This window comes from Pseudomonas sp. GV071 (genome assembly GCF_003050835.1).
Classification (GTDB): Bacteria; Pseudomonadota; Gammaproteobacteria; order Pseudomonadales; family Pseudomonadaceae; genus Aquipseudomonas.
The window spans coordinates 220274-237848 of the sequence record NZ_QAOJ01000006.1 but is presented as its reverse complement, the minus strand read 5'-3'; the positions used below and the strand labels follow the sequence as shown (position 1 = coordinate 237848).

Here is a 17575-nt window from a genome sequence, read left to right as displayed (position 1 = left end):
ACATCTTCATGTCGCGTAAGGAGATTGCTATGACCGCTAACGCCTCGAATGTAACCAATGAGCTGAAGACATTCACCGAGGGGGCCATCGGAGAACACTGGATAGATGCCCTGAAGGACGGCAGCCACGTTCTGATCCGGTCGTTACAAGAGCAGGATCGCCAGCGCGAGTTCCTGTTCATCAAACGCCTGTCGCCGGAGTCCCGGCGAGCACGTTTCTCGTGCTCCTTCAACGAGGCGCCACTGCCGTTGCTGGACCAATTGATGACTGTTCAATACCCCCTGCAGATGGCCTATGTCGCCCTCGTGCATGACGACGGCGAGCTGCGGGAGGTAGGGGTTGCCCGCTACGCCCAGACGGAGGAGAAAACCTGTGAGTTCGCTGTGGTGGTGGCGGATGAATGGCAACACCGGGGGCTGGGCAAATTGCTCATGACTCACCTGATGGACGCTGCGCGCCGCAATGGCTTCACGCTCATGAGCGCAGCCGATGTGGCGAGTAACTTCCACCTGCATCGCCTGCTCAAAAGCCTGGGTTTTGACAGCCGCTATCCGCCGGGTGATTTCAGCGAAATCATCCATGAATGCCAGTTGTGAGGCGTCAGCCATCAAGCAGCGTTATTTGAGCGATGGCAATGGGTGAGCTCGCGCTGGTTGCCAACGCCGCCGTAGCGTTGGGGCTGGAGATGCTGGTCGGTCTGGAGCGCGAACGGCATAAAGTCCACGGAGAGGCGCGGGCGTTTGCGGGTTTACCCACCTCAGGTTTGCTTAAGGTTTTTGTATGACGCTGCGGCGCGACCATCAAAACGTGGGTGTCTGAACAGTGAGAAGCGAGCATGAGAGGTTGTTGGTTCGCGCATTGGAGGGCGCGGGAAATGCGGTACTGATTACCGACAGAAGCGGAATAACGGTCTGGGCAAACCAGGCCATGAGTCGGCAAAGCGGTTACAGCCTGGCAGAACTGATCGGTAGCTCGCCGCGTATTCTCAGCTCTGGGCAGCAGAGCCCGGAAGTCTATCGGCAGATGTGGCAAACCATCCTCGCCGGTAAAGCGTGGCAAGGTGTGTTGGCCGAGCGGAACAAGGCCGGGGAGCTGTACACCGTAAACCAAGTGATTTCGCCATTGCTCTCGTCCGAGGGCGCGATCACTCATTTTCTAGCCATCCAGCACACCAGTTGCGACATCGGTGCCGAGCGAGAGCACATGCACCGTCTGGCTTTTTGCGATGTGTTGACCAACCTGCCAAACCGCGCATCGCTCCTGGATCTGCTGCAGCAGGAAATAGTCGACGCCAGCACTGCCAAGCAGGTTTTCACCTTGCTGTTTCTGGATCTGGACCGTTTCAAGCAGGTTAACGACACCTACGGCCATCTGGTGGGCGACAAGCTTCTGGTGTCCGTGGCGCAGCGTGTTCTGGGTACTATCCGGCGTACCGATGTGCTGGCACGACTGGGTGGTGATGAATTCGTCGCGCTGATCCCTCAACTGACTGGCGAACAAGTCGGTCGCTTGGTGGAGAAGATCACGCGCGCCATCTCCCATCCGTTCGAGATTGACGGCCACGCGCTGCACGTTGGCGTCAGCATCGGGGTTAGTCAGTTCCCTGCGGATGGCTGCACGGTCGAGCAACTCCTGGATGTTGCGGACAAGGCTATGTATGCAGCCAAGCAGCGCAGGCAGCCATGAGATATCGGCTATCGATCTCGGGGCAACGCACCTTCCGCTGCGACAAATACCCATGGAGCGCTCGTCGCGGTCAAAAGGCCCGGACAGCCGAGGGTGCCATTTTTTTACGTTTTTTTTACGCCTCAAGTGTCCAGGCACGATGATCCTGGCCGCGTTTTTTTGCCCGTCGTTAGGCCCTTCGGGCTAGCGGCAGTGAACGCCGCAGTGCTCAAGGATGGGCATGCCTTCCTTCGTTGTACTGTGAGAGTCGACTCTTGAACGAATCAGCCACTGCTAGCCATGAACACAGCTCCACCAAAGCCTCGGGAGTAGGTTTACTGATCGCCGCTGTGGGTGTGGTGTACGGGGACATCGGCACCAGCCCCCTGTACACGCTTAAAGAAGTGTTCTCTGGCCATTACGGCGTCCAGGTGAATCACGATGGGGTGCTGGGCATTCTGTCGCTGATTTTCTGGTCGCTGATCTGGGTGGTATCGATCAAGTACGTGCTGTTCATCTTGCGCGCCAGTAACCAGGGTGAAGGCGGCATCATGGCCTTGACCGCCCTGGCCCGTCGCGCCTCTGCGGCCTATCCCCACTTGAGCAAGGTGTTGGTGTTGCTTGGGCTGTTTGGGGCAGCACTTTTTTACGGCGACAGCATGATTACCCCGGCCATTTCCGTACTCTCGGCAGTGGAAGGGCTGCAACTGGCGTTCGATGGAATTGAGCGCTGGGTGGTGCCGTTGTCGGTCGTCGTGCTGGTGGGGCTTTTCCTGATTCAAAAACACGGTACGGCGCGCATCGGAAAACTGTTCGGGCCGGTGATGGTTCTGTGGTTTTTGGTGCTGGGTGCGCTTGGGGTGTATGGCATTTTGCAGCGGCCTGAAGTGCTGCAGGCGATCAACCCGTATTGGGCGGTGCAGTTTTTTATCGTGCATCCAGGCATCGGGGTCGCGATCCTGGGGGCGGTGGTATTGGCGCTGACCGGCGCCGAAGCACTGTATGCCGACATGGGCCACTTTGGTCGCCAACCGATATCACGCGCCTGGTTCATGTTGGTATTGCCAGGGCTGGTGCTGAACTACTTTGGCCAGGGCGCGTTGATTCTCGAAACCCCGGAAGCCGTGCGCAACCCGTTTTATCTGCTGGCGCCCAGCTGGGCGTTGTTGCCGATGGTCGCGCTTTCGACCCTGGCCACCATCATCGCCTCGCAGGCGGTGATTTCCGGGGCGTTCTCGTTGACGCGGCAGGCTATTCAGCTTGGCTATGTGCCACGCATGTTTATCCAGCACACCTCCAGCCAGGAGCAAGGTCAGATCTACATCGGCACGGTGAACTGGGCGCTGATGGTGGGGGTGGTGCTGCTGGTAATTGGCTTTGAGTCTTCCAGTGCACTGGCGGCTGCCTATGGCGTCGCGGTAACAGGGACCATGCTGATCACCACCCTGTTGTCGGCGTCAGTGGTGTTGCTCATGTGGAAAACCCCGCGTTGGTTGGCCATCCCGATGCTGGTGGGTTTTCTGCTGGTGGACAGTCTCTACTTCGCTGCCAACGCACCAAAAATTCTCCAGGGCGGTGCGTTCCCGGTAATTGCCGGCATCGCGCTCTTTGTACTGATGACCACCTGGAAGCGTGGCCGCAGAATCATCGTCGAACGCCTGGACGAAACGGCGTTGCCGCTCCCGCTGTTTATCAGCAGCATCCGCTCGCAGCCGCCCCATCGCGTACAAGGCACGGCGGTGTTTCTGACCGCTCGCAGCGACGCAGTGCCCCATGCGCTGCTGCACAACTTGCTGCATAACCAGGTGCTGCATGAGCAAGTGGTGCTGCTCACCGTCGTCTCCGAAGACAGCCCGCGCGTTCCGGCGGAACGACGCCTGGAGGTCGAAAGCCATGGTGAGGGCTTTTTCCGCGTCAGCCTGCACTTTGGTTTTATGGAGGAGCCTGACGTGCCTGCCGCGCTGACGCTCTGTCACTTGGACGACCTGGCGTTCATGCCGATGCGCACCACGTATTTCCTGAGTCGGGAAACTGTCATTCCGACCAGCCGCATCGGCATGGCACGCTGGCGAGAGCACCTGTTTGCCTTTCTGCTGAAGAACGCCAACAGCAACCTGAAGTACTTCAAATTGCCGCTGAACCGGGTGATCGAACTGGGCACTCAGGTGGAAATGTAGGTGCCCGATCGGGGCCTGTCTCGCCGCAGATATTCCGTTATTTGCGCTGTTTGATATGGTCCCAATAAAAGCTCACTGCACCAAACACAATAATTACGCTGACCATCAATAGGCCGATCTCTGTTGACGTCATGGGTGCCCCCTTTCTGGTTTAACTAAACGTAAAAAGCGCTACTGCGCGGTTAAGATTTTCGGTGTCATGCGTTTAAGTACAAAAATGACCAGTGTGCCGATAACGCCCATGGCCAATAAAAACAAGGGGTAGGCCACCCACCAGGGAATACTGCTGGTCATCATGCTGAACTCCGACATGCCGCCAATGCTCGCGATCAAGTTCAGCGGCAGAAATACCACGTTAATCAAGGTTAACTTGCGCAGCAGAGAGTTCATGCTGTTGTTCATCAAGTTGCCGCGCGCGTCAATAAGCCCGGAAAATACGGTCGAATATATTTCAGCCTGTTTGTAACACTGGTTGTTCTCAATAATCAGGTCGTCAATGCGTGCCAGCGCGTCAGGCGCAAAGCGCAGTTGTTCGGCGTGATTGCGTAGACGCGTGAGCACCGTTCCATTGCTGTGAATGGCATTGATGTAATAAATCAAACTTTCGCTGAGGTTGAACATCTGCACCAAGTGCTTGTTTTCCATTGATGCGTTGAACTTTTGCTGCAGTTCACGAGCAACCATTTTTATAACTTTCAAATGCCCCAGGTAGTGGTGAATGTTGTTGAACAGTAAGTCCAGCAACACATCCAGGGGCGAGTTCAGCGGTTGCCGTGCACCCACGCCCGCCAATTGCCCACTGTCGGTGGAAATCACCACCAGTCGCTGGGCGCCGAACAGCAGGCCGAAGGACGACACCTCGAAAGACAACGTGTCGCCGCCGGAGTAGTTCTCCGGGCTTTTCCAGATCAGAAACAGATGCTCCGGATGAAACTCGATGCGCGACACCTCGTCCGGGTCAAGCGCCGAGGCCAGCGCGTGTTCGTCCAACTTGAAGTCGCACAGCAGCACATCGCGCTCGGCCGTGTCCGGATTGCAAAACAGCAGCACCGGTGCTTTCAGGTGCTCTACAGGTACCAGGGCTCGGTGGGCGAGTTGGAAGCTTTTGATCACGTGCAGTCCTCGCTTCTCGGCCAGCTACCAGGCTTGCCCGCGGCGTTTGAGTTCCAGGCGGCGGATAAACTCTTCCAGCACCAGGCCATAGAGGTCGTCCTGCAGATAGGCATCTTCGATGCCGGCATCCAGATTGGGGTTGTCGTTCACCTCGATGACCACCACCTTGTCGCCGGCCTGCTTGAGGTCCACGCCGTACAGGCCATCGCCAATCAGGTTGGCGGTGCGCACGGCCAGCTCCACCACCGCTTTGGGCGTTTCGTGTACCGCCAGGGTGCGGCACTCGCCGTTGATGTCCTGGCCCTTGGCCTTGTGGTTGTAGATCTGCCAATGGCCCTTGGACATAAAGTATTGGCAGGCATAGATCGGCTTTCGGTTGAGTACGCCAATGCGCCAGTCGTACTCGGTGTAGAAAAACTCCTGGGCAAGCAACAGCACCGAATGCTCGAAGAGTTGCGCGGTGGCCTCCAGCAGGGCTTGCTGGTTCTCCACCTTGATCACGCCGCGGGAAAAGCAGCCATCGGGAATTTTCAGCACCAGCGGAAAGCCCAGGCGCTCGGCGACCTGCTCAAAGTCCTGGGGGCGGTCCTTGTACAGAATCTCGGTGGCCGGCATACCCAGTTGATGACTTTTAAGCAGGTCGGTGAGGTAGACCTTGTTGGTACAGCGCAGGATTGACGCCGGATCGTCCATCACCACCAACCCCTCGCTTTCGGCCTTCTTGGCGAAGCGGTAGGTGTGGTTATCCAGGCTGGTGGTTTCCCGGATCAGCAGGGCGTCGTATTCGGCCAGGCGCGAGTAGTCTTTCTTCTCGATCAACTCGACATCGATACCCAGCCCCCTGCCGACGCGGATAAAGCTTTCCAGCGCCTTGGCATTGGAGGGCGGCAAGCTCTCGTCGGGGTCGTGCAGAATGGCCAGGTCATAGCGCGCCAGGCGTTTGCTGCGCGGCAACCGCCAGACCTTGCGACTGAAGGCGTCCAGCGAATTGGCAAACTGGTGTTCCTGGTCATCGCGCAGCTTGGGCAGAGCCCCTGCCTTGATGCCGTCGATATGCCAGCCGTTGTTATTGCGAAACTCCACCAAAAGAATCGGGCAAGGGAATACTTCGAACACTTGCCGGGCCAAGTCCTGCAGCGGTTCAAGTTCGGTTTTGCCGAAGTACAGGCTCAGGGTAAATCCCTCGGTATTACCGTAGGGATGATTGCTCAGAGCTTTTTCCAGGGTTTTATCCAAATCATCAAGGGCCAGGCCATACAGCGCTTTGCGGGTTAGTTCGCTAATGGTCCGAACGGAAGGCAGTACCCGATGACCGCGCGCCTCAGCCAATAAAGAGCAGTAATAACCATGACCCAGGTATTTGTAACTGCGGCACAGGTTGATCACTTGCACGCGCTTACTGCCTTCTACTTCGCAAGAGTGTTCCAGATATTCCTGCGCAGTCATCACATCTTCATAGGGTAAATACGAGGCCCAGTCTTCCTTGCGCTCAACAATGATAATGAACTGGCTGGAACTTCTGGTTGTGTCGCTTAAATAACTGGGCTTAGAGTAAGCCGGGGTTGACGTAGTGGTTACCGGGCTGGGCAAGCTACTGTTTACCGCTGACATGAGTTGGGTCCGTTGGAGAACAAGTCCTTTTCTATTAAGCACGAGCTTTTGGAAAAGTCTCCTTTCGTTACGCAACTTTTACGGCGGTTATATGCACCACGTATTTCGCCCAGCACGCCACGAAGATGTGGCGGCGCTGCTGCACTTGGAAAACCAATGTTTTACCCATGATCGACTGTCAGCGCGCAGTTTTCACTGGATGCTCAGTCGCGCACACGCCAGTTTGATAGTCGCGCAAGCCGATGGCCAACTGCAGGGCTATGCATTGCTGTTGTTCCATCGTGGTACCTCGCTGGCGCGACTGTACTCACTGGCCATCGACCCTTCTGCTCGCGGCCAGGGCCTGGGCGCACAGCTATTGGCGCGCGCCGAGGAGCAGGCGTTGGCACACGATTGCGCTTATCTGCGTCTGGAAGTGCGCACCGACAACCATTCAGCCATCTCGCTGTATGAGCGCAGTGGCTATCGGCAGTTCGCGGTGCTCAGCAATTACTACGAGGACCATGGCACAGCCCTGCGCCTGGAAAAACGCATCGCCCAGTACCGGCCCAGCGGCAAGCGCCCGGTGCCCTACTACCCGCAAACCACCGACTTCACCTGTGGCCCGGCGTGCCTGTTGATGGCCATGGCGGCCCTGCAACCGCAGCGTAAAGCCGAACGACGTGAAGAAGTGCAACTCTGGCGTGAAGCCACCACCGTATTCATGACCGCCGGCCATGGCGGCTGCAGCCCGCAGGGCCTGGCACTGGCCGCCTGGCGACGGGGTTTTGCGGTGACGTTGCAGATCAATGTGCCAGGGCCACTGTTTCTCAACGGGGTTCGCAGCGAGCATAAGAAGCAATTGATGCGCCTCGTGCACGATGAGTTCTGCGAACAGCTCAGTGGCAGCGACGTGGAGCAGGTGCGTGATCACCGCATGTCGATGAGCGAATTACTCGACAGCGGCAAACAGCTCTTGGTGTTGATCAGCAGTTATCGACTGACCCGCTCCAAAGCGCCTCACTGGGTGATCGTCACTGACTGCGACGAGGACTTTGTCTACCTCCATGATCCGGATGTCGATCACAGCCAGCACCGCTCGGCGCTGGACTGCCAACACCTGCCGGTCAGCCATGCCGACTTTCAGCGTATGAGCTGTTTCGGTGCCAACAAGCTGCGTGCCTCCGTGGTTATCTTCAGCCGTGGCTAGGCGCTTTGGCGCACCTCATGTGCACCTGGTCACGGGGGGATGCAAGGGTAGGAGCGTTCAATACAGCAACTCGAACTCGGCACACAACCCACCCCCCTCACGGTTGCGCAGGCGCAAGCCACTGCCCAGGCTGGCCGCCAGTTGCACGGCAATTGCCAGGCCCAGGCCAGTGCCGCCGGTGTCGCGGTTGCGTGAGCTTTCCAGGCGGTAGAAGGGTTTGAGCACGTCGGCCAGTTCCTGCTCGGGAATGCCGGGGCCGCGATCCAGTACTTGCAGCAACCAGAGACCGTTGGCGTTCTGGCTGACGTTCAGTTCGGCGGCGCCGGCAAATTTCAGCGCGTTGTCGATCAGGTTGGTGAGCAGCCGGCGCAGGGCTTGCGGGCGGGTGTGCAGCACGGCGTCGGCGCTGGCCAGCAACTGCACGTTTTTGCCCATGTCGGCGTAGTCGAACACCAGGCTTTGCAGGAACGGCTCCAGTTGCAGGCGCAGCGGTGGTTCGCTGGACGGTTCGGTGCTGCGTGCGTAGGCCACGCCTTCTTTGACCAGGTGCTGCATTTCGCTGAGGTCGTTGCTGAGTTTGTCTTTGTCGGCGCTGTCGTCCATGAACTCGACGCGCAGTTTCATGCGGGTAATCGGGGTTTGCAGGTCATGGGAGATGGCGGCGAGCAGTTGCACGCGCTCTTTCACGTAGGCAGCGATGCGCGCTTGCATGCTGTTGAAGGCTACGGCGGCATAGGCCACTTCGCTGGGGCCGCTTTCATCCAGGGGGGCGGCGGGGCGTTTGAGGTCCAGGTTGTCGACGGCGCGGGCCAGGCGGGTGAGGGGGGCGAGGGCGGTGCGCACCGCCAGCCAGGTGCACAGCACCAGCAGCAGCAGCTGCGCCACTAATAGCACCGGCAACCAGGGCGAAATCGGCATGATCGAGGGGCGCACGTCGATGGTCAGCGGCTGGCCGTCGTTGAGTTGCAGGTGCGCTTGGTAGTGCGGGCGGCTGTCGGCGATGGTCTGGAAACTGATGTGGTACGCCGGGCCGAGGGTGGCGAGGATGGTGCGCACCGACACCGATTCGCTGGCGTTGAGCATCGGCGTGCCGGGCTGGCCGTCGTCCAGTTGGTAGCGGTAGTTGGGCCGCTCCAGGCGCGCCAGCCAGGCCGGGCGTTCAGTGGCCGGCAAACGCTCGAGAATCGCCACGGCGGTGGCGATGTCGCGTTCGAAGTTGCTCAGCATCAGGGTGCGGGCGCTGTTGTAGCGCTCGAAGGTTTGCAGGCCGAACGACAGCCCGTGGGCCAGCACCAGGCTCAGCAGAAAGATCAGCGACAGGCGCGCGGCCAGCGTGCGGGGCAGCCAACGCCTCATGCGCTGGGCTCCAGCAGTTGCACGGCAAAACTGAACACATAGCCTTCGCTGCGCACGGTTTTGATGTACGCCGGTTCGCGGGCGTCATCGAGCAGGCGTTGGCGCAGGCGACTGACCAACAGGTCGATGGAGCGGTCGAACAGGTCGGCTTCGCGGCCTTGGGTGAGGTTGAGCAATTGGTCGCGACTGAGCACCCGTTGCGGGTGGTCGAGGAACACCCGCAGCAGACGGTACTCGGCGCCGCTGAGGGCGACCACGGTGTCGTTCGGGTCGAGCAGGTGGCGCGCGGTGGTGTCCAGGCGCCAGCTACCGAAGGCCAACAGACGCGACTGTTCGCTGACCACCAGGTTCGGCGGCAGCATGCGGGTGCGGCGCAGCACAGCGTTGATCCGTGCCAGCAGCTCGCGGGCGGAAAAGGGTTTCACCAGGTAGTCGTCGGCACCCATTTCCAGGCCGACGATGCGGTCGGTTTCATCGTCGCGGGCAGTGAGCATCAGCACTGGCGTGGCGCGGTGTTTACCGGCGCGCAGTTCGCGGCAGAGCAGCAGGCCGTCGTCGCCGGGCAGCATGATGTCGAGCACGATCAGGTCCACCTGGCCCGCTTCGAGAAACGCGCGCATCTGCCGGCCATCGGCGGCCAGGGTGGTGCGCATGCCGTTTTTCTTCAGGTAGTTGCCCACCAGCTCGCGAATCTCACGGTCGTCGTCAACGATCAGCACGTGATCAACGTGGTGCTCCATAACTGCTGCCTCTGCTTTTGCTGCGGCCGATTTGATGAGGTGCAGTCTACCCAGGCGGCGCGACCTTGCCAGTGGGGTTTGTAGGGTTGTGTATCTGCCGGGCCGGCAGATACCTGCGGCGACACACGCGGCCATTGCCGACACACAACAGATACCTCCAGGGCCTGCAATGCAGCCATCGCGCCGAACCGTGGCGCTTGTTGCCAACGCTGGAGGAAACCCCATGTTGCTTATCGCATTTCTCGGCGGTCTGTTGACCGTGCTCAGCCCCTGCATCTTGCCGGTGGTGCCGTTTCTATTTGCTCGCGCCAACCAGTCGCGGGCCTCGATTGTGCTGACCCTGGTCGGCATGGCCATGACCTTTGCCGCGGTGTCGAGCCTGGCGGTGGTCAGCAGTGGCTGGGTGGCGCAGGCCAGCCAGGGCGGCCGTTACCTGGCGCTGCTGGTGATGGTGGTGTTTGCCTTGTCGCTGCTGTCGACGCGGGTGGCGACCTGGCTGGCGCGGCCCTTGGTGGCGCTGGGTAATCGGCTTGATCCCGGGGCCAAACGCTTGACCGGCCCGCTGGCCTCGGTGGGTCTGGGCGTGGCCACCGGTTTGCTCTGGGCACCCTGCGCCGGGCCGATTCTCGGGGTGATTCTGAGCGGCGCCATGCTGCAGGGCGCCAATGCGCAAACCAGTGTGTTGTTACTGGTCTATGGCCTGGGCAGCGCGGTGTCGCTGGGAGCGCTGATTCTGGCGGGCAAGGGCCTGGTCAACCGCTTACGGGTGTCGTTGCCCGTGCTCAGTGGCGTGCGGCGGGTGGTCGGAGGCGGGGTGCTGTTGACCGCCTTGGCAATTGCCTCGGGCAGCAGTCAGGCGTTGCTCGCCGGCACCTCGTCGCAGGTTGCCAATGGTCTGGAGCAGAGCGTGCTGAAGGCGGTGACCAGCGCGCTCGATCACCTGGTGAGCAAGGTGCAGGCGCAGCCGATGCCGGAGCTGGCCAACCAGGGCCCGATGCCATCGCTGGACGGCGCGGTGCAGTGGCTGAACTCGCCGGAACTGAGCGCCGAATCACTGCGTGGCAAAGTGGTGCTGGTGGATTTCTGGACCTTCGACTGCATCAACTGCCAGCACACCTTGCCCTACGTGAAGCAGTGGGCGCAGCGCTATGAAAAGGACGGCCTGGTGGTGATCGGCGTGCACACTCCCGAGTACGGTTTCGAGCGGGTGCTGGCCAATGTGCAAGAGCAGGTGCGCAATCTGGGCATCACCTACCCGGTGGCGGTGGACAACGACTACCGGATCTGGCGCGCCTTCAACAACCTGTACTGGCCGGCCCATTACCTGATCGATGCCAACGGCCAGGTGCGGTACAGCCACTTTGGCGAGGGTGCCTATGCCGCCCAGGAACAGGCGATTCAGGCGCTGCTGGCCGAAGCCAAAGCGCAACGCAGCCAGCCGTGAAGAACGAATGTATCGCTGTGTATCTACAGCCCTTACAGATACCCAACGTTGCGTTCGCCGCCGTTGCTGACACATGGCAGATACCTCAGCGCCGTCCAATAGCCCCATCGAGACGGCACGAGCCGCTCGCCATCGGAACCGGAGAATCATGATGAATACTCGCCTACTGAAATCGTTGCTCACCGTTGCCCTGCTGCAAGCCGGCGCCCTCAGCGTTCAGGCCGCCGAGCTGCCGGCCACCACCCTTGCGCCGATCACCGTCGGCAGCCACACATCGTTCGGCGCGCTCAAGCAGGTCAAGGCGGGCGTGCTGGAAGTGTCCTATGCCGAGCTCGGCCCGGCCGAGGGCCCGGTGGTGATTCTGCTGCACGGCTGGCCCTACGATATTCACAGCTACACCGACGTGGCGCCGGCCTTGGCCGAGCAGGGCTATCGGGTGCTGATTCCGTCGTCGCGCGGTTATGGCGACACCCGTTTTCTCTCCGCCAGCACCGTGCGCAACGGCCAGCCGGCAGCCCTGGCCAGCGACCTGATCGCCTTTATGGATGCATTGAAAATCGACCAGGCGGTACTCGCCGGTTACGACTGGGGCGCACGCACCGCCGACATCGTTGCCGCGCTCTGGCCGGAGCGGGTCAAGGCGTTGGTGGCGGTCAGCGGTTACCTGATCGGTAGCCAGGAGGCGGGCAAGGCGCCGTTGTCACCCGAGGCGGAATTGCAGTGGTGGTACCAGTTCTACTTCGCCACCGAACGCGGCCGCCAAGGCTATGAGAAAAACACCCACGACTTCGCCAAGCTGATCTGGAAGCTGGCTTCACCGAAATGGAATTTCGACGACGCCACCTACGAGCGCAGCGCCGCTTCGTTGCAGAACCCCGACCACGTTGCCGTGTCGATCTTCAACTACCGCTGGCGGTTGAACCTGATCAAGGGCGAAGCGCAGTACGAGGCGCTGGAGCAAAAACTGGCGAGCTTCCCATCGATCAAAGTGCCGACCATCACCCTTGAAGGCGACGCCAACGGCGCCCCCCATCCACCGGCCGAGGCTTACGCCAAACGCTTCACTGGCAAGTACGAGTACCGTCTGATCAGCGGCGGCATCGGCCACAACCTGCCGCAAGAAGCACCGCAAGCCTTTGCGCAGGCGGTGGTCGACGCCGATCACCTATAAGTAACAGTGCGCTGGGCCAGCGGGTTAGCTGGCCACCAGCGGCGGGGGGCGATGCACCTGCGACGACTGCATTCAGAAAGGCCTATCGCGCACGCGTGCTCGCCCAGAAAATCAGCGCCAGCAGGCACACGGCGGCGCCCAGCAGGCACACGCCGTACCAGCCGAAGTGGGCAAAGGTCAGGGTGCTGGCCAGGGCGCCGATACCGCTGCCGACGGCGTAGAACAGCATGTACAAGCCGATCAGCCGCCCAGGTGCATCGGCGTGGTTACGCAGGATCAGGCTCTGGTTGGTCACGTGCAGGGCCTGGCCGCCAAGGTCGAGCAAGATGATGCCCAGCACCAGCGCCCACAGCGACTGGCCCATCAGCGCCAACGGCGCCCAGGCCAGCAGCAAGACCAGCAGCGCGACGCCGCTGGTGCGCTGGGCAAAACCACGGTCGGCCCAGGCGCCAGCGCGAAAGGCGGCCAGTGCTCCCACCACCCCGACCAGGCCAAAGGCGCCGATCTGGCTGTGGGAGAAGCCATAGGGCGGTGCGCTCAGCGGCAGCACCAGGGCGCTCCAGAAAATATTCAACGCGGCGAACATGAACAGTGCCAGCATGCCGCGGGTGTGCAACATCCGGTCATGGCGCAACAAGCCGAGCATCGACACCAGTAGCTGCCGGTAGCTGATGTTCGTCGTCTGGCCTTTCGAGTTCGGCAGCCGGCGCCACAGCAGCCAAGCCAGGGCCAGCATCAGCAGCGCCGCCAGTGCATAGACGCTGCGCCAGCCGCCGAGGTCGCTGACCGTTCCGGCGTACGCCCGAGCCAGCAGCAGGCCGATAAACACACCGCTCTGGGCAGTGCCCACCACCCGCCCTTGTTCAGCGACCGAGGCGGTGCTGGCGGCGAGGGCGATCAGGCCTTGGGTCATGGCGGTGCCGAGCAGACCGATGGCCAGCATGCCGAGCAACAACAGGCCGGTGTTGCTCGCCAGGGCGACGGTCGCCAGCGCTACAACCAGGGCCAGCAACTGAGCGAGCAACAGGCGACGGCGATCCAGCCGATCACCCAATGGCACCAGGAACAACAGCGATAACCCACAGCCCAGTTGCGTCGCCGTGATCACCCCGCCAACGGCGCTGGAGCTGATGGCAAAGTCGCGCGCCAGGGCATCCAGCAATGGCTGGGCGTAATACACATTGGCCACGCTTAATCCGCTGGCCACCGCGAACAGCAGCACCAGGGCGCGCGGGGTGGTTGCCTGGACGGGTGGGGCGGCGGGGGATAACGCGGGGCATGCACTGTTCATGGGCTTCACATGGTTTCAAATTAAAACCATTTGAAGGCTAGGCGTTCTGGTTTTAAAGTGCAACCAAAGCGTCCATTACGACCTGCCAGGAATGCCCATGCCCAATACCCCAGTCGAGCCGGTAGAACACTGTCCAGTGGCCCGCTCTGTTGATCTGATCGGTGATCGGTGGTCGCTGTTGATCGTGCGTGATGCCTTCGACGGCACTCACCGTTTCAGCGATTTCCAGCGCAGCCTTGGGGTGGCTCGCAATATTCTCGCCGACCGGCTGCGTCAACTGGTCCAGGCTGACATCCTCACCACCCGCCCCGTGGCCGCTGGCAGTGCGTATCAGGAATACGTGCTGACGGCGCGCGGCGAGCGCCTGTTCCCGCTGCTGGTGGCGTTACGGCAATGGGGCGAGGGACAACTGTTTGCCGAAGGCGAGATGCACTCGCAGCTGGTGGACACCCGCACCGGGCAAACGCTGGCGCCGCTGACGCCGACGACCCGCGACGGCGCGCCGGTGCTGGCGGCAGATACCCAGGTGATCAAGGTCGAGGCCTAGCGGCTCGGCGAAATCGCTCAGTCCTTGAACGCGTCATCCACCGGCACGCGGTAACCAACGGCCAGGCGGTTGGTTTCGTTGGCCATGCCGATCACCGCCTGCAGTTCGCCAAACATCTCATCGGTCATACCGGCCTTGCGCGCGCTGGCGGTGTGCGAGGCGATGCAGTACTGGCAGTTGTTGGTGACGCTGACGGCCACGTAAATCAGCTCTTTGGTCAGCGCATCCAGGGCGCCGGGGGCCATCACTTGCTTGAGGCTTTGCCAGGTGCGTTCGAGGTTGTCGGGGTGGGCGGCCAGGCATTTCCAGAAGTTGTTCACCTGGTCGACCTGGCGCGTTTGCTTGATGTCGTCGTAGACCGCGCGTACACGCGAATTGGCATTTTCATATTCGATAAAGTGCTTGGACGTCATGTTCTTATTCCTAATATTTTTCATTGGTCGACGTGTTTCAACGCTACCAAGGAGAGGAACAGATGTCATTGCGCACCCTGGCGATAACCGCCACCGCTTTGCTGCCGCTGTATGCCCTGCCGGCCGGCGCCGCCGAACCCGGTTTGTGGAAGGTTTACGACTCGCTCAAGAGCCACACCTGGGTGGACCTGACCCACAGCTACAACGAGCAGATTCCGCACTGGAAAGGCTTCGAGCCGGCGCAGCGCAAAACCCTCTACACCATCGACAAGGATGGCTTCCAGGTCGACCTGTATTCCCATGTCGGCCAGTGGGGCACCCACGTCGACCCGCCCGCGCACTTCCACAAGGGCCTGCGCACGGTCGATGAGATTCCGGTGAAGGAGCAACTGCTGCCGCTGGTGGTGTTGGACATTCACAGCCAGGCCGAGAAGAACCCGGACTACACGGTAACCCTCGACGATGTGAAGGCCTGGGAAAAACGCCACGGCACGATTCCCGCCGGCGCCTTCGTGGCGCTGCGCAGCGATTGGTCCAAGCGCTGGCCCAGCCAGGAAAAGATCCAGAACGCCGACGCCCAGGGCGTGGCCCACTATCCGGGCTGGAGCAAAGAGGTGCTGGTGTACTTGTACGAGACCCGCAAGATCACAGCTTCAGGGCATGAAACCACCGATACCGATCCAGGCCTTGCCACCAGCAAAGATGACTACTCGCTGGAGTCGTACATCCTCAGCAAAAACCACTACCAGATCGAACTGCTGGCCAACCTCGACCAGGTGCCAGAGGCTGGCGCGTTGGCAGTAGTCAGTTTTCCCAAGATCGAAAAGGGCACGGGGTTTCCCGCGCGGGTGTTCGCGATTTTGCCTTGAGTGAGGCACGCGAACCGTACCGATAAGGACCGCAGCGTGCTGCGGTCCATGACTATCAGATAAACCCTTGGCGCGCGGCGATGCCACGTGGCAGGCGGTTCTTACCCGGCATTTGTGCCAGGCGCTGCTGCCATTCGGCGCGCGGGCTGAGGGTGGCCGGTTTGGCTTGCTCGGCGGCCGCTTGTGCAGCCTTCGCCGCTTTTGCCGCGGCACGCAGGTCGGCGAGGCTCGGGGTCTTGCGCACCGGCTCGACGGCGCCTTTTTCCAGCGAGCGCTGGCACAACTTGCATGAAACCTGGGTGACGTCCTGAGTGCTGGTCAGGCTCGCGCCTGTGCGTCCACATGCAACACTGTCTTGGGACGCGGAGAAGTGAATGGCCAACGTATTGTCTCCTACAGTAACGGGCGCCGGATTTTACACAGCAACTGGCCGAAGGCGGCACTACTAGCTGCGCAAAAACCTTTGTTATCAAGAGATTGCCGATGAACTGCACGGCGCCATATGGCCGACCGGCGCAGACGCTGTCGGCCTTTGCGACGGTTTTATCGGCGTGCCCACACACTCATCCCGTATCATCGCGCCCCACGTTCAATCACCGAGTAAGCAGGGAGCAGTAGATGGTCAGCATGGACAAACGGGTGTGTGCAGGTGCGGTGTTAGTGGCGGCCTTGGGCCTTTCGGGATGCACGTCGCTGACGATGGGCGACCAGTACGTATTCCCCCGCGCCGATGAACCGTCGGCGACAGTACGGGTGCTGGACGATGGCGTCACCGATCTGAAAATCATGAACCTCAACCCGGCCGGCTGTTACGCCGGCTACACGCCATTGCCGGCCAAGGACGGTTTCGTCCAGGCGCAAGTGGCGGTAGGCAAACCGCTGATCGTCGACTACCGCCGTGAAGTATTCGGTGGCGCCTGCCGGATGTTCTTTGCCGTGACACCCGAAGCGGGCGCGACCTACACCTTGAAGACCGGCTCCTGGACGCAACCCAAAACGGGCATTCTGCCGATCTTTACCAGTGACCAAACCTACTGCGGCCTGGGCGCGATCAAAACCCTCGGCGAGCAGCAGAGCATCGAGCCGATTGAAAAGATGCGCATCGACACCGGCATTACCTGCCATAAGTTCGTCAAGTAGAAGCCACCGCCCCAGGTTGGAGAGTCGCCATGCGCTGCACTGAATACGGCCGTGCTACCGGCAAACCCGTGGTGTATTTCCACGGTGTGCCGGGCGCCCCCAGTGAAGCCGCCGTGCTCGACGAATTCGCCCAACAACAGGGTTTGCGCGTGCTGTGCTTCGAGCGCTTTGCCGTTGCCGCCGACCTGGACGGCGACGCCTACTACCGGCAGTTGGCCGCCGCTATTGACGAGAAAGTGGCCGGCGCCAGCGTCGATTTCATCGGCTTTTCCATTGGCACTCATGTTGCTCTGGAGACGGCCTGTCGCCTGCCTGGCCGGGTGAAAAACATCCACTTGGTTGCGGCAGTGGCGCCGCTTGAGCACGGCAACTTTCTCGACGCCATGGCCGGCAAAGCTGTGTTCACCCTCGCGCAGCGTCAGCCCTGGCTGTTCAAACTGCTGGCCCGCTGGCAAGCCTTTCTGGCTCCGCGTTTTGCCCCGACCTTGAGGCGCATGTTGTTCGCCAGCGCACAAGGGCAGGACCAGGAGTTGGCAGGTCAGCAGCCGTTTCAGCAGTTTATCGAGGGTGTGCTGGCGGAGAGTTTCAGCAGCGGCGTCAACGGTTATTGCCGAGACATCCAGCTGTTTCTTGCACCCTGGTCACCCGCTGTTTTCAGCAGCGAAACCAGCGTTCACCTGTGGCATGGCAGCGACGACAACTGGTCGCCCATCGGCATGGCCGACTCCCTTGCCGCCAGGTTACCCGGCGCCAGCGGTGTTCACCGAGGCGCAGGGCTTTCCCACTACTCTTGCTTGTATGACGCGGCGCCGAAAATTTGCCGGGAGTTGGCGGCGGGTTGAGGCGCCG

Annotated in this window: 17 protein-coding genes; 10 read left to right on the top strand and 7 right to left on the bottom strand. The window is 60.9% G+C overall.

What is annotated here, in order from left to right:
* Positions 1-29: 29 nt before the first annotated feature.
* The 3 genes from C8K61_RS13685 to C8K61_RS13675 all read left to right on the top strand — a co-directional run bounded on the left by C8K61_RS13685 (position 30) and on the right by C8K61_RS13675 (position 3842).
* A complete protein-coding gene (locus tag C8K61_RS13685) occupies positions 30-596 on the top strand; it encodes a GNAT family N-acetyltransferase (protein ID WP_108096806.1) in 567 nt (188 codons plus the stop codon).
* Between the two features lie 226 nt (positions 597-822).
* Complete coding sequence (locus tag C8K61_RS13680; RefSeq protein ID WP_108096805.1) at positions 823-1686, top strand: diguanylate cyclase domain-containing protein; 864 nt, start codon at positions 823-825, stop codon at positions 1684-1686.
* A 254-nt stretch (positions 1687-1940) separates the two neighbouring features.
* Positions 1941-3842 (top strand): potassium transporter Kup, encoded by a 1902-nt coding sequence (locus C8K61_RS13675; protein ID WP_108096804.1) that lies wholly within the window; start codon positions 1941-1943, stop codon positions 3840-3842.
* 171 nt (positions 3843-4013) lie between these two features.
* Here C8K61_RS13675 and C8K61_RS13670 read toward each other — a convergent pair whose 3' ends face one another.
* A complete protein-coding gene (locus C8K61_RS13670) occupies positions 4014-4955 on the bottom strand; it encodes a magnesium transporter CorA family protein (RefSeq protein WP_108096803.1) in 942 nt (313 codons plus the stop codon).
* 24 nt (positions 4956-4979) lie between these two features.
* On the bottom strand, positions 4980-6566 hold the full coding sequence (locus C8K61_RS13665) for a RimK family protein (protein ID WP_108096802.1): 1587 nt from the start codon (positions 6564-6566) through the stop codon (positions 4980-4982).
* 91 nt (positions 6567-6657) lie between these two features.
* On the opposite strand from C8K61_RS13665, the gene C8K61_RS13660 reads away from it, so the two are divergent.
* Positions 6658-7755 (top strand): GNAT family N-acetyltransferase/peptidase C39 family protein, encoded by a 1098-nt coding sequence (locus C8K61_RS13660; protein WP_108096801.1) that lies wholly within the window; start codon positions 6658-6660, stop codon positions 7753-7755.
* Positions 7756-7812: 57 nt separating this feature from the next.
* Here the strand turns inward: C8K61_RS13660 and C8K61_RS13655 are convergent, their stop codons facing one another.
* Positions 7813-9111, bottom strand: coding sequence for a HAMP domain-containing sensor histidine kinase (locus C8K61_RS13655; protein WP_108096800.1), 1299 nt, complete (start codon positions 9109-9111; stop codon positions 7813-7815).
* Complete coding sequence (locus C8K61_RS13650; RefSeq protein ID WP_108096799.1) at positions 9108-9851, bottom strand: response regulator; 744 nt, start codon at positions 9849-9851, stop codon at positions 9108-9110. Before C8K61_RS13650 ends, C8K61_RS13655 begins: the two co-directional genes overlap by 4 nt.
* A 223-nt stretch (positions 9852-10074) precedes the next feature.
* Here C8K61_RS13650 and C8K61_RS13645 point away from each other — a divergent pair, with 223 nt between their 5' ends.
* Together C8K61_RS13645 and C8K61_RS13640 are read left to right on the top strand one after the other, a co-directional pair.
* Positions 10075-11295, top strand: a complete 1221-nt coding sequence (locus C8K61_RS13645; RefSeq protein WP_108096798.1) for a cytochrome c biogenesis protein DipZ — start codon at positions 10075-10077, stop codon at positions 11293-11295.
* Positions 11296-11443: 148 nt separating this feature from the next.
* Positions 11444-12466: an alpha/beta fold hydrolase gene (locus tag C8K61_RS13640; RefSeq protein WP_108096797.1), complete on the top strand. Its 1023-nt coding sequence runs from the start codon at positions 11444-11446 to the stop codon at positions 12464-12466.
* Positions 12467-12548: 82 nt separating this feature from the next.
* Here the strand turns inward: C8K61_RS13640 and C8K61_RS13635 are convergent, their stop codons facing one another.
* The gene (locus tag C8K61_RS13635; protein WP_108096796.1) at positions 12549-13757 is read right to left on the bottom strand and encodes an MFS transporter; all 1209 of its coding nucleotides are present in this window, start codon (positions 13755-13757) and stop codon (positions 12549-12551) included.
* A gap of 97 nt (positions 13758-13854) precedes the next feature.
* On the opposite strand from C8K61_RS13635, the gene C8K61_RS13630 reads away from it, so the two are divergent.
* The gene (locus C8K61_RS13630) at positions 13855-14304 is read left to right on the top strand and encodes a helix-turn-helix domain-containing protein (RefSeq protein ID WP_108096795.1); all 450 of its coding nucleotides are present in this window, start codon (positions 13855-13857) and stop codon (positions 14302-14304) included.
* Between the two features lie 17 nt (positions 14305-14321).
* Here C8K61_RS13630 and C8K61_RS13625 read toward each other — a convergent pair whose 3' ends face one another.
* Complete coding sequence (locus C8K61_RS13625; RefSeq protein ID WP_108096794.1) at positions 14322-14717, bottom strand: carboxymuconolactone decarboxylase family protein; 396 nt, start codon at positions 14715-14717, stop codon at positions 14322-14324.
* Between the two features lie 62 nt (positions 14718-14779).
* Between C8K61_RS13625 and C8K61_RS13620 the strand changes: the two genes are divergently transcribed.
* On the top strand, positions 14780-15586 hold the full coding sequence (locus tag C8K61_RS13620; RefSeq protein WP_108096793.1) for a cyclase family protein: 807 nt from the start codon (positions 14780-14782) through the stop codon (positions 15584-15586).
* Positions 15587-15641: 55 nt separating this feature from the next.
* On the opposite strand, the gene C8K61_RS13615 is transcribed toward C8K61_RS13620, so the two are convergent.
* Positions 15642-15968, bottom strand: coding sequence for a hypothetical protein (locus C8K61_RS13615; RefSeq protein WP_108096792.1), 327 nt, complete (start codon positions 15966-15968; stop codon positions 15642-15644).
* A 236-nt stretch (positions 15969-16204) separates the two neighbouring features.
* Here C8K61_RS13615 and C8K61_RS13610 point away from each other — a divergent pair, with 236 nt between their 5' ends.
* Positions 16205-16726 (top strand): hypothetical protein, encoded by a 522-nt coding sequence (locus C8K61_RS13610; protein WP_256589428.1) that lies wholly within the window; start codon positions 16205-16207, stop codon positions 16724-16726.
* A gap of 29 nt (positions 16727-16755) precedes the next feature.
* Positions 16756-17568: an alpha/beta fold hydrolase gene (locus C8K61_RS13605; RefSeq protein WP_108096791.1), complete on the top strand. Its 813-nt coding sequence runs from the start codon at positions 16756-16758 to the stop codon at positions 17566-17568.
* The last annotated feature ends 7 nt before the right edge of the window (positions 17569-17575 follow it).

What these genes read in the sequence shown, in the direction of transcription:
- C8K61_RS13605 (WP_108096791.1), top strand. Translation starts at nt 16,756, where the DNA reads ATGCGCTGCACTGAATACGGCCGTGCTACCGGCAAACCCGTGGTGTAT.
- C8K61_RS13640 (WP_108096797.1), top strand. Translation starts at nt 11,444, where the DNA reads ATGATGAATACTCGCCTACTGAAATCGTTGCTCACCGTTGCCCTGCTG.
- C8K61_RS13650 (WP_108096799.1), bottom strand. Translation starts at nt 9,851, where the DNA reads ATGGAGCACCACGTTGATCACGTGCTGATCGTTGACGACGACCGTGAG.
- C8K61_RS13655 (WP_108096800.1), bottom strand. Translation starts at nt 9,111, where the DNA reads ATGAGGCGTTGGCTGCCCCGCACGCTGGCCGCGCGCCTGTCGCTGATC.
- C8K61_RS13625 (WP_108096794.1), bottom strand. Translation starts at nt 14,717, where the DNA reads ATGACGTCCAAGCACTTTATCGAATATGAAAATGCCAATTCGCGTGTA.
- C8K61_RS13665 (WP_108096802.1), bottom strand. Translation starts at nt 6,566, where the DNA reads ATGTCAGCGGTAAACAGTAGCTTGCCCAGCCCGGTAACCACTACGTCA.
- C8K61_RS13630 (WP_108096795.1), top strand. Translation starts at nt 13,855, where the DNA reads ATGCCCAATACCCCAGTCGAGCCGGTAGAACACTGTCCAGTGGCCCGC.
- C8K61_RS13660 (WP_108096801.1), top strand. Translation starts at nt 6,658, where the DNA reads ATGCACCACGTATTTCGCCCAGCACGCCACGAAGATGTGGCGGCGCTG.
- C8K61_RS13635 (WP_108096796.1), bottom strand. Translation starts at nt 13,757, where the DNA reads ATGAACAGTGCATGCCCCGCGTTATCCCCCGCCGCCCCACCCGTCCAG.
- C8K61_RS13645 (WP_108096798.1), top strand. Translation starts at nt 10,075, where the DNA reads ATGTTGCTTATCGCATTTCTCGGCGGTCTGTTGACCGTGCTCAGCCCC.
- C8K61_RS13620 (WP_108096793.1), top strand. Translation starts at nt 14,780, where the DNA reads ATGTCATTGCGCACCCTGGCGATAACCGCCACCGCTTTGCTGCCGCTG.
- C8K61_RS13610 (WP_256589428.1), top strand. Translation starts at nt 16,205, where the DNA reads ATGGTCAGCATGGACAAACGGGTGTGTGCAGGTGCGGTGTTAGTGGCG.
- C8K61_RS13685 (WP_108096806.1), top strand. Translation starts at nt 30, where the DNA reads ATGACCGCTAACGCCTCGAATGTAACCAATGAGCTGAAGACATTCACC.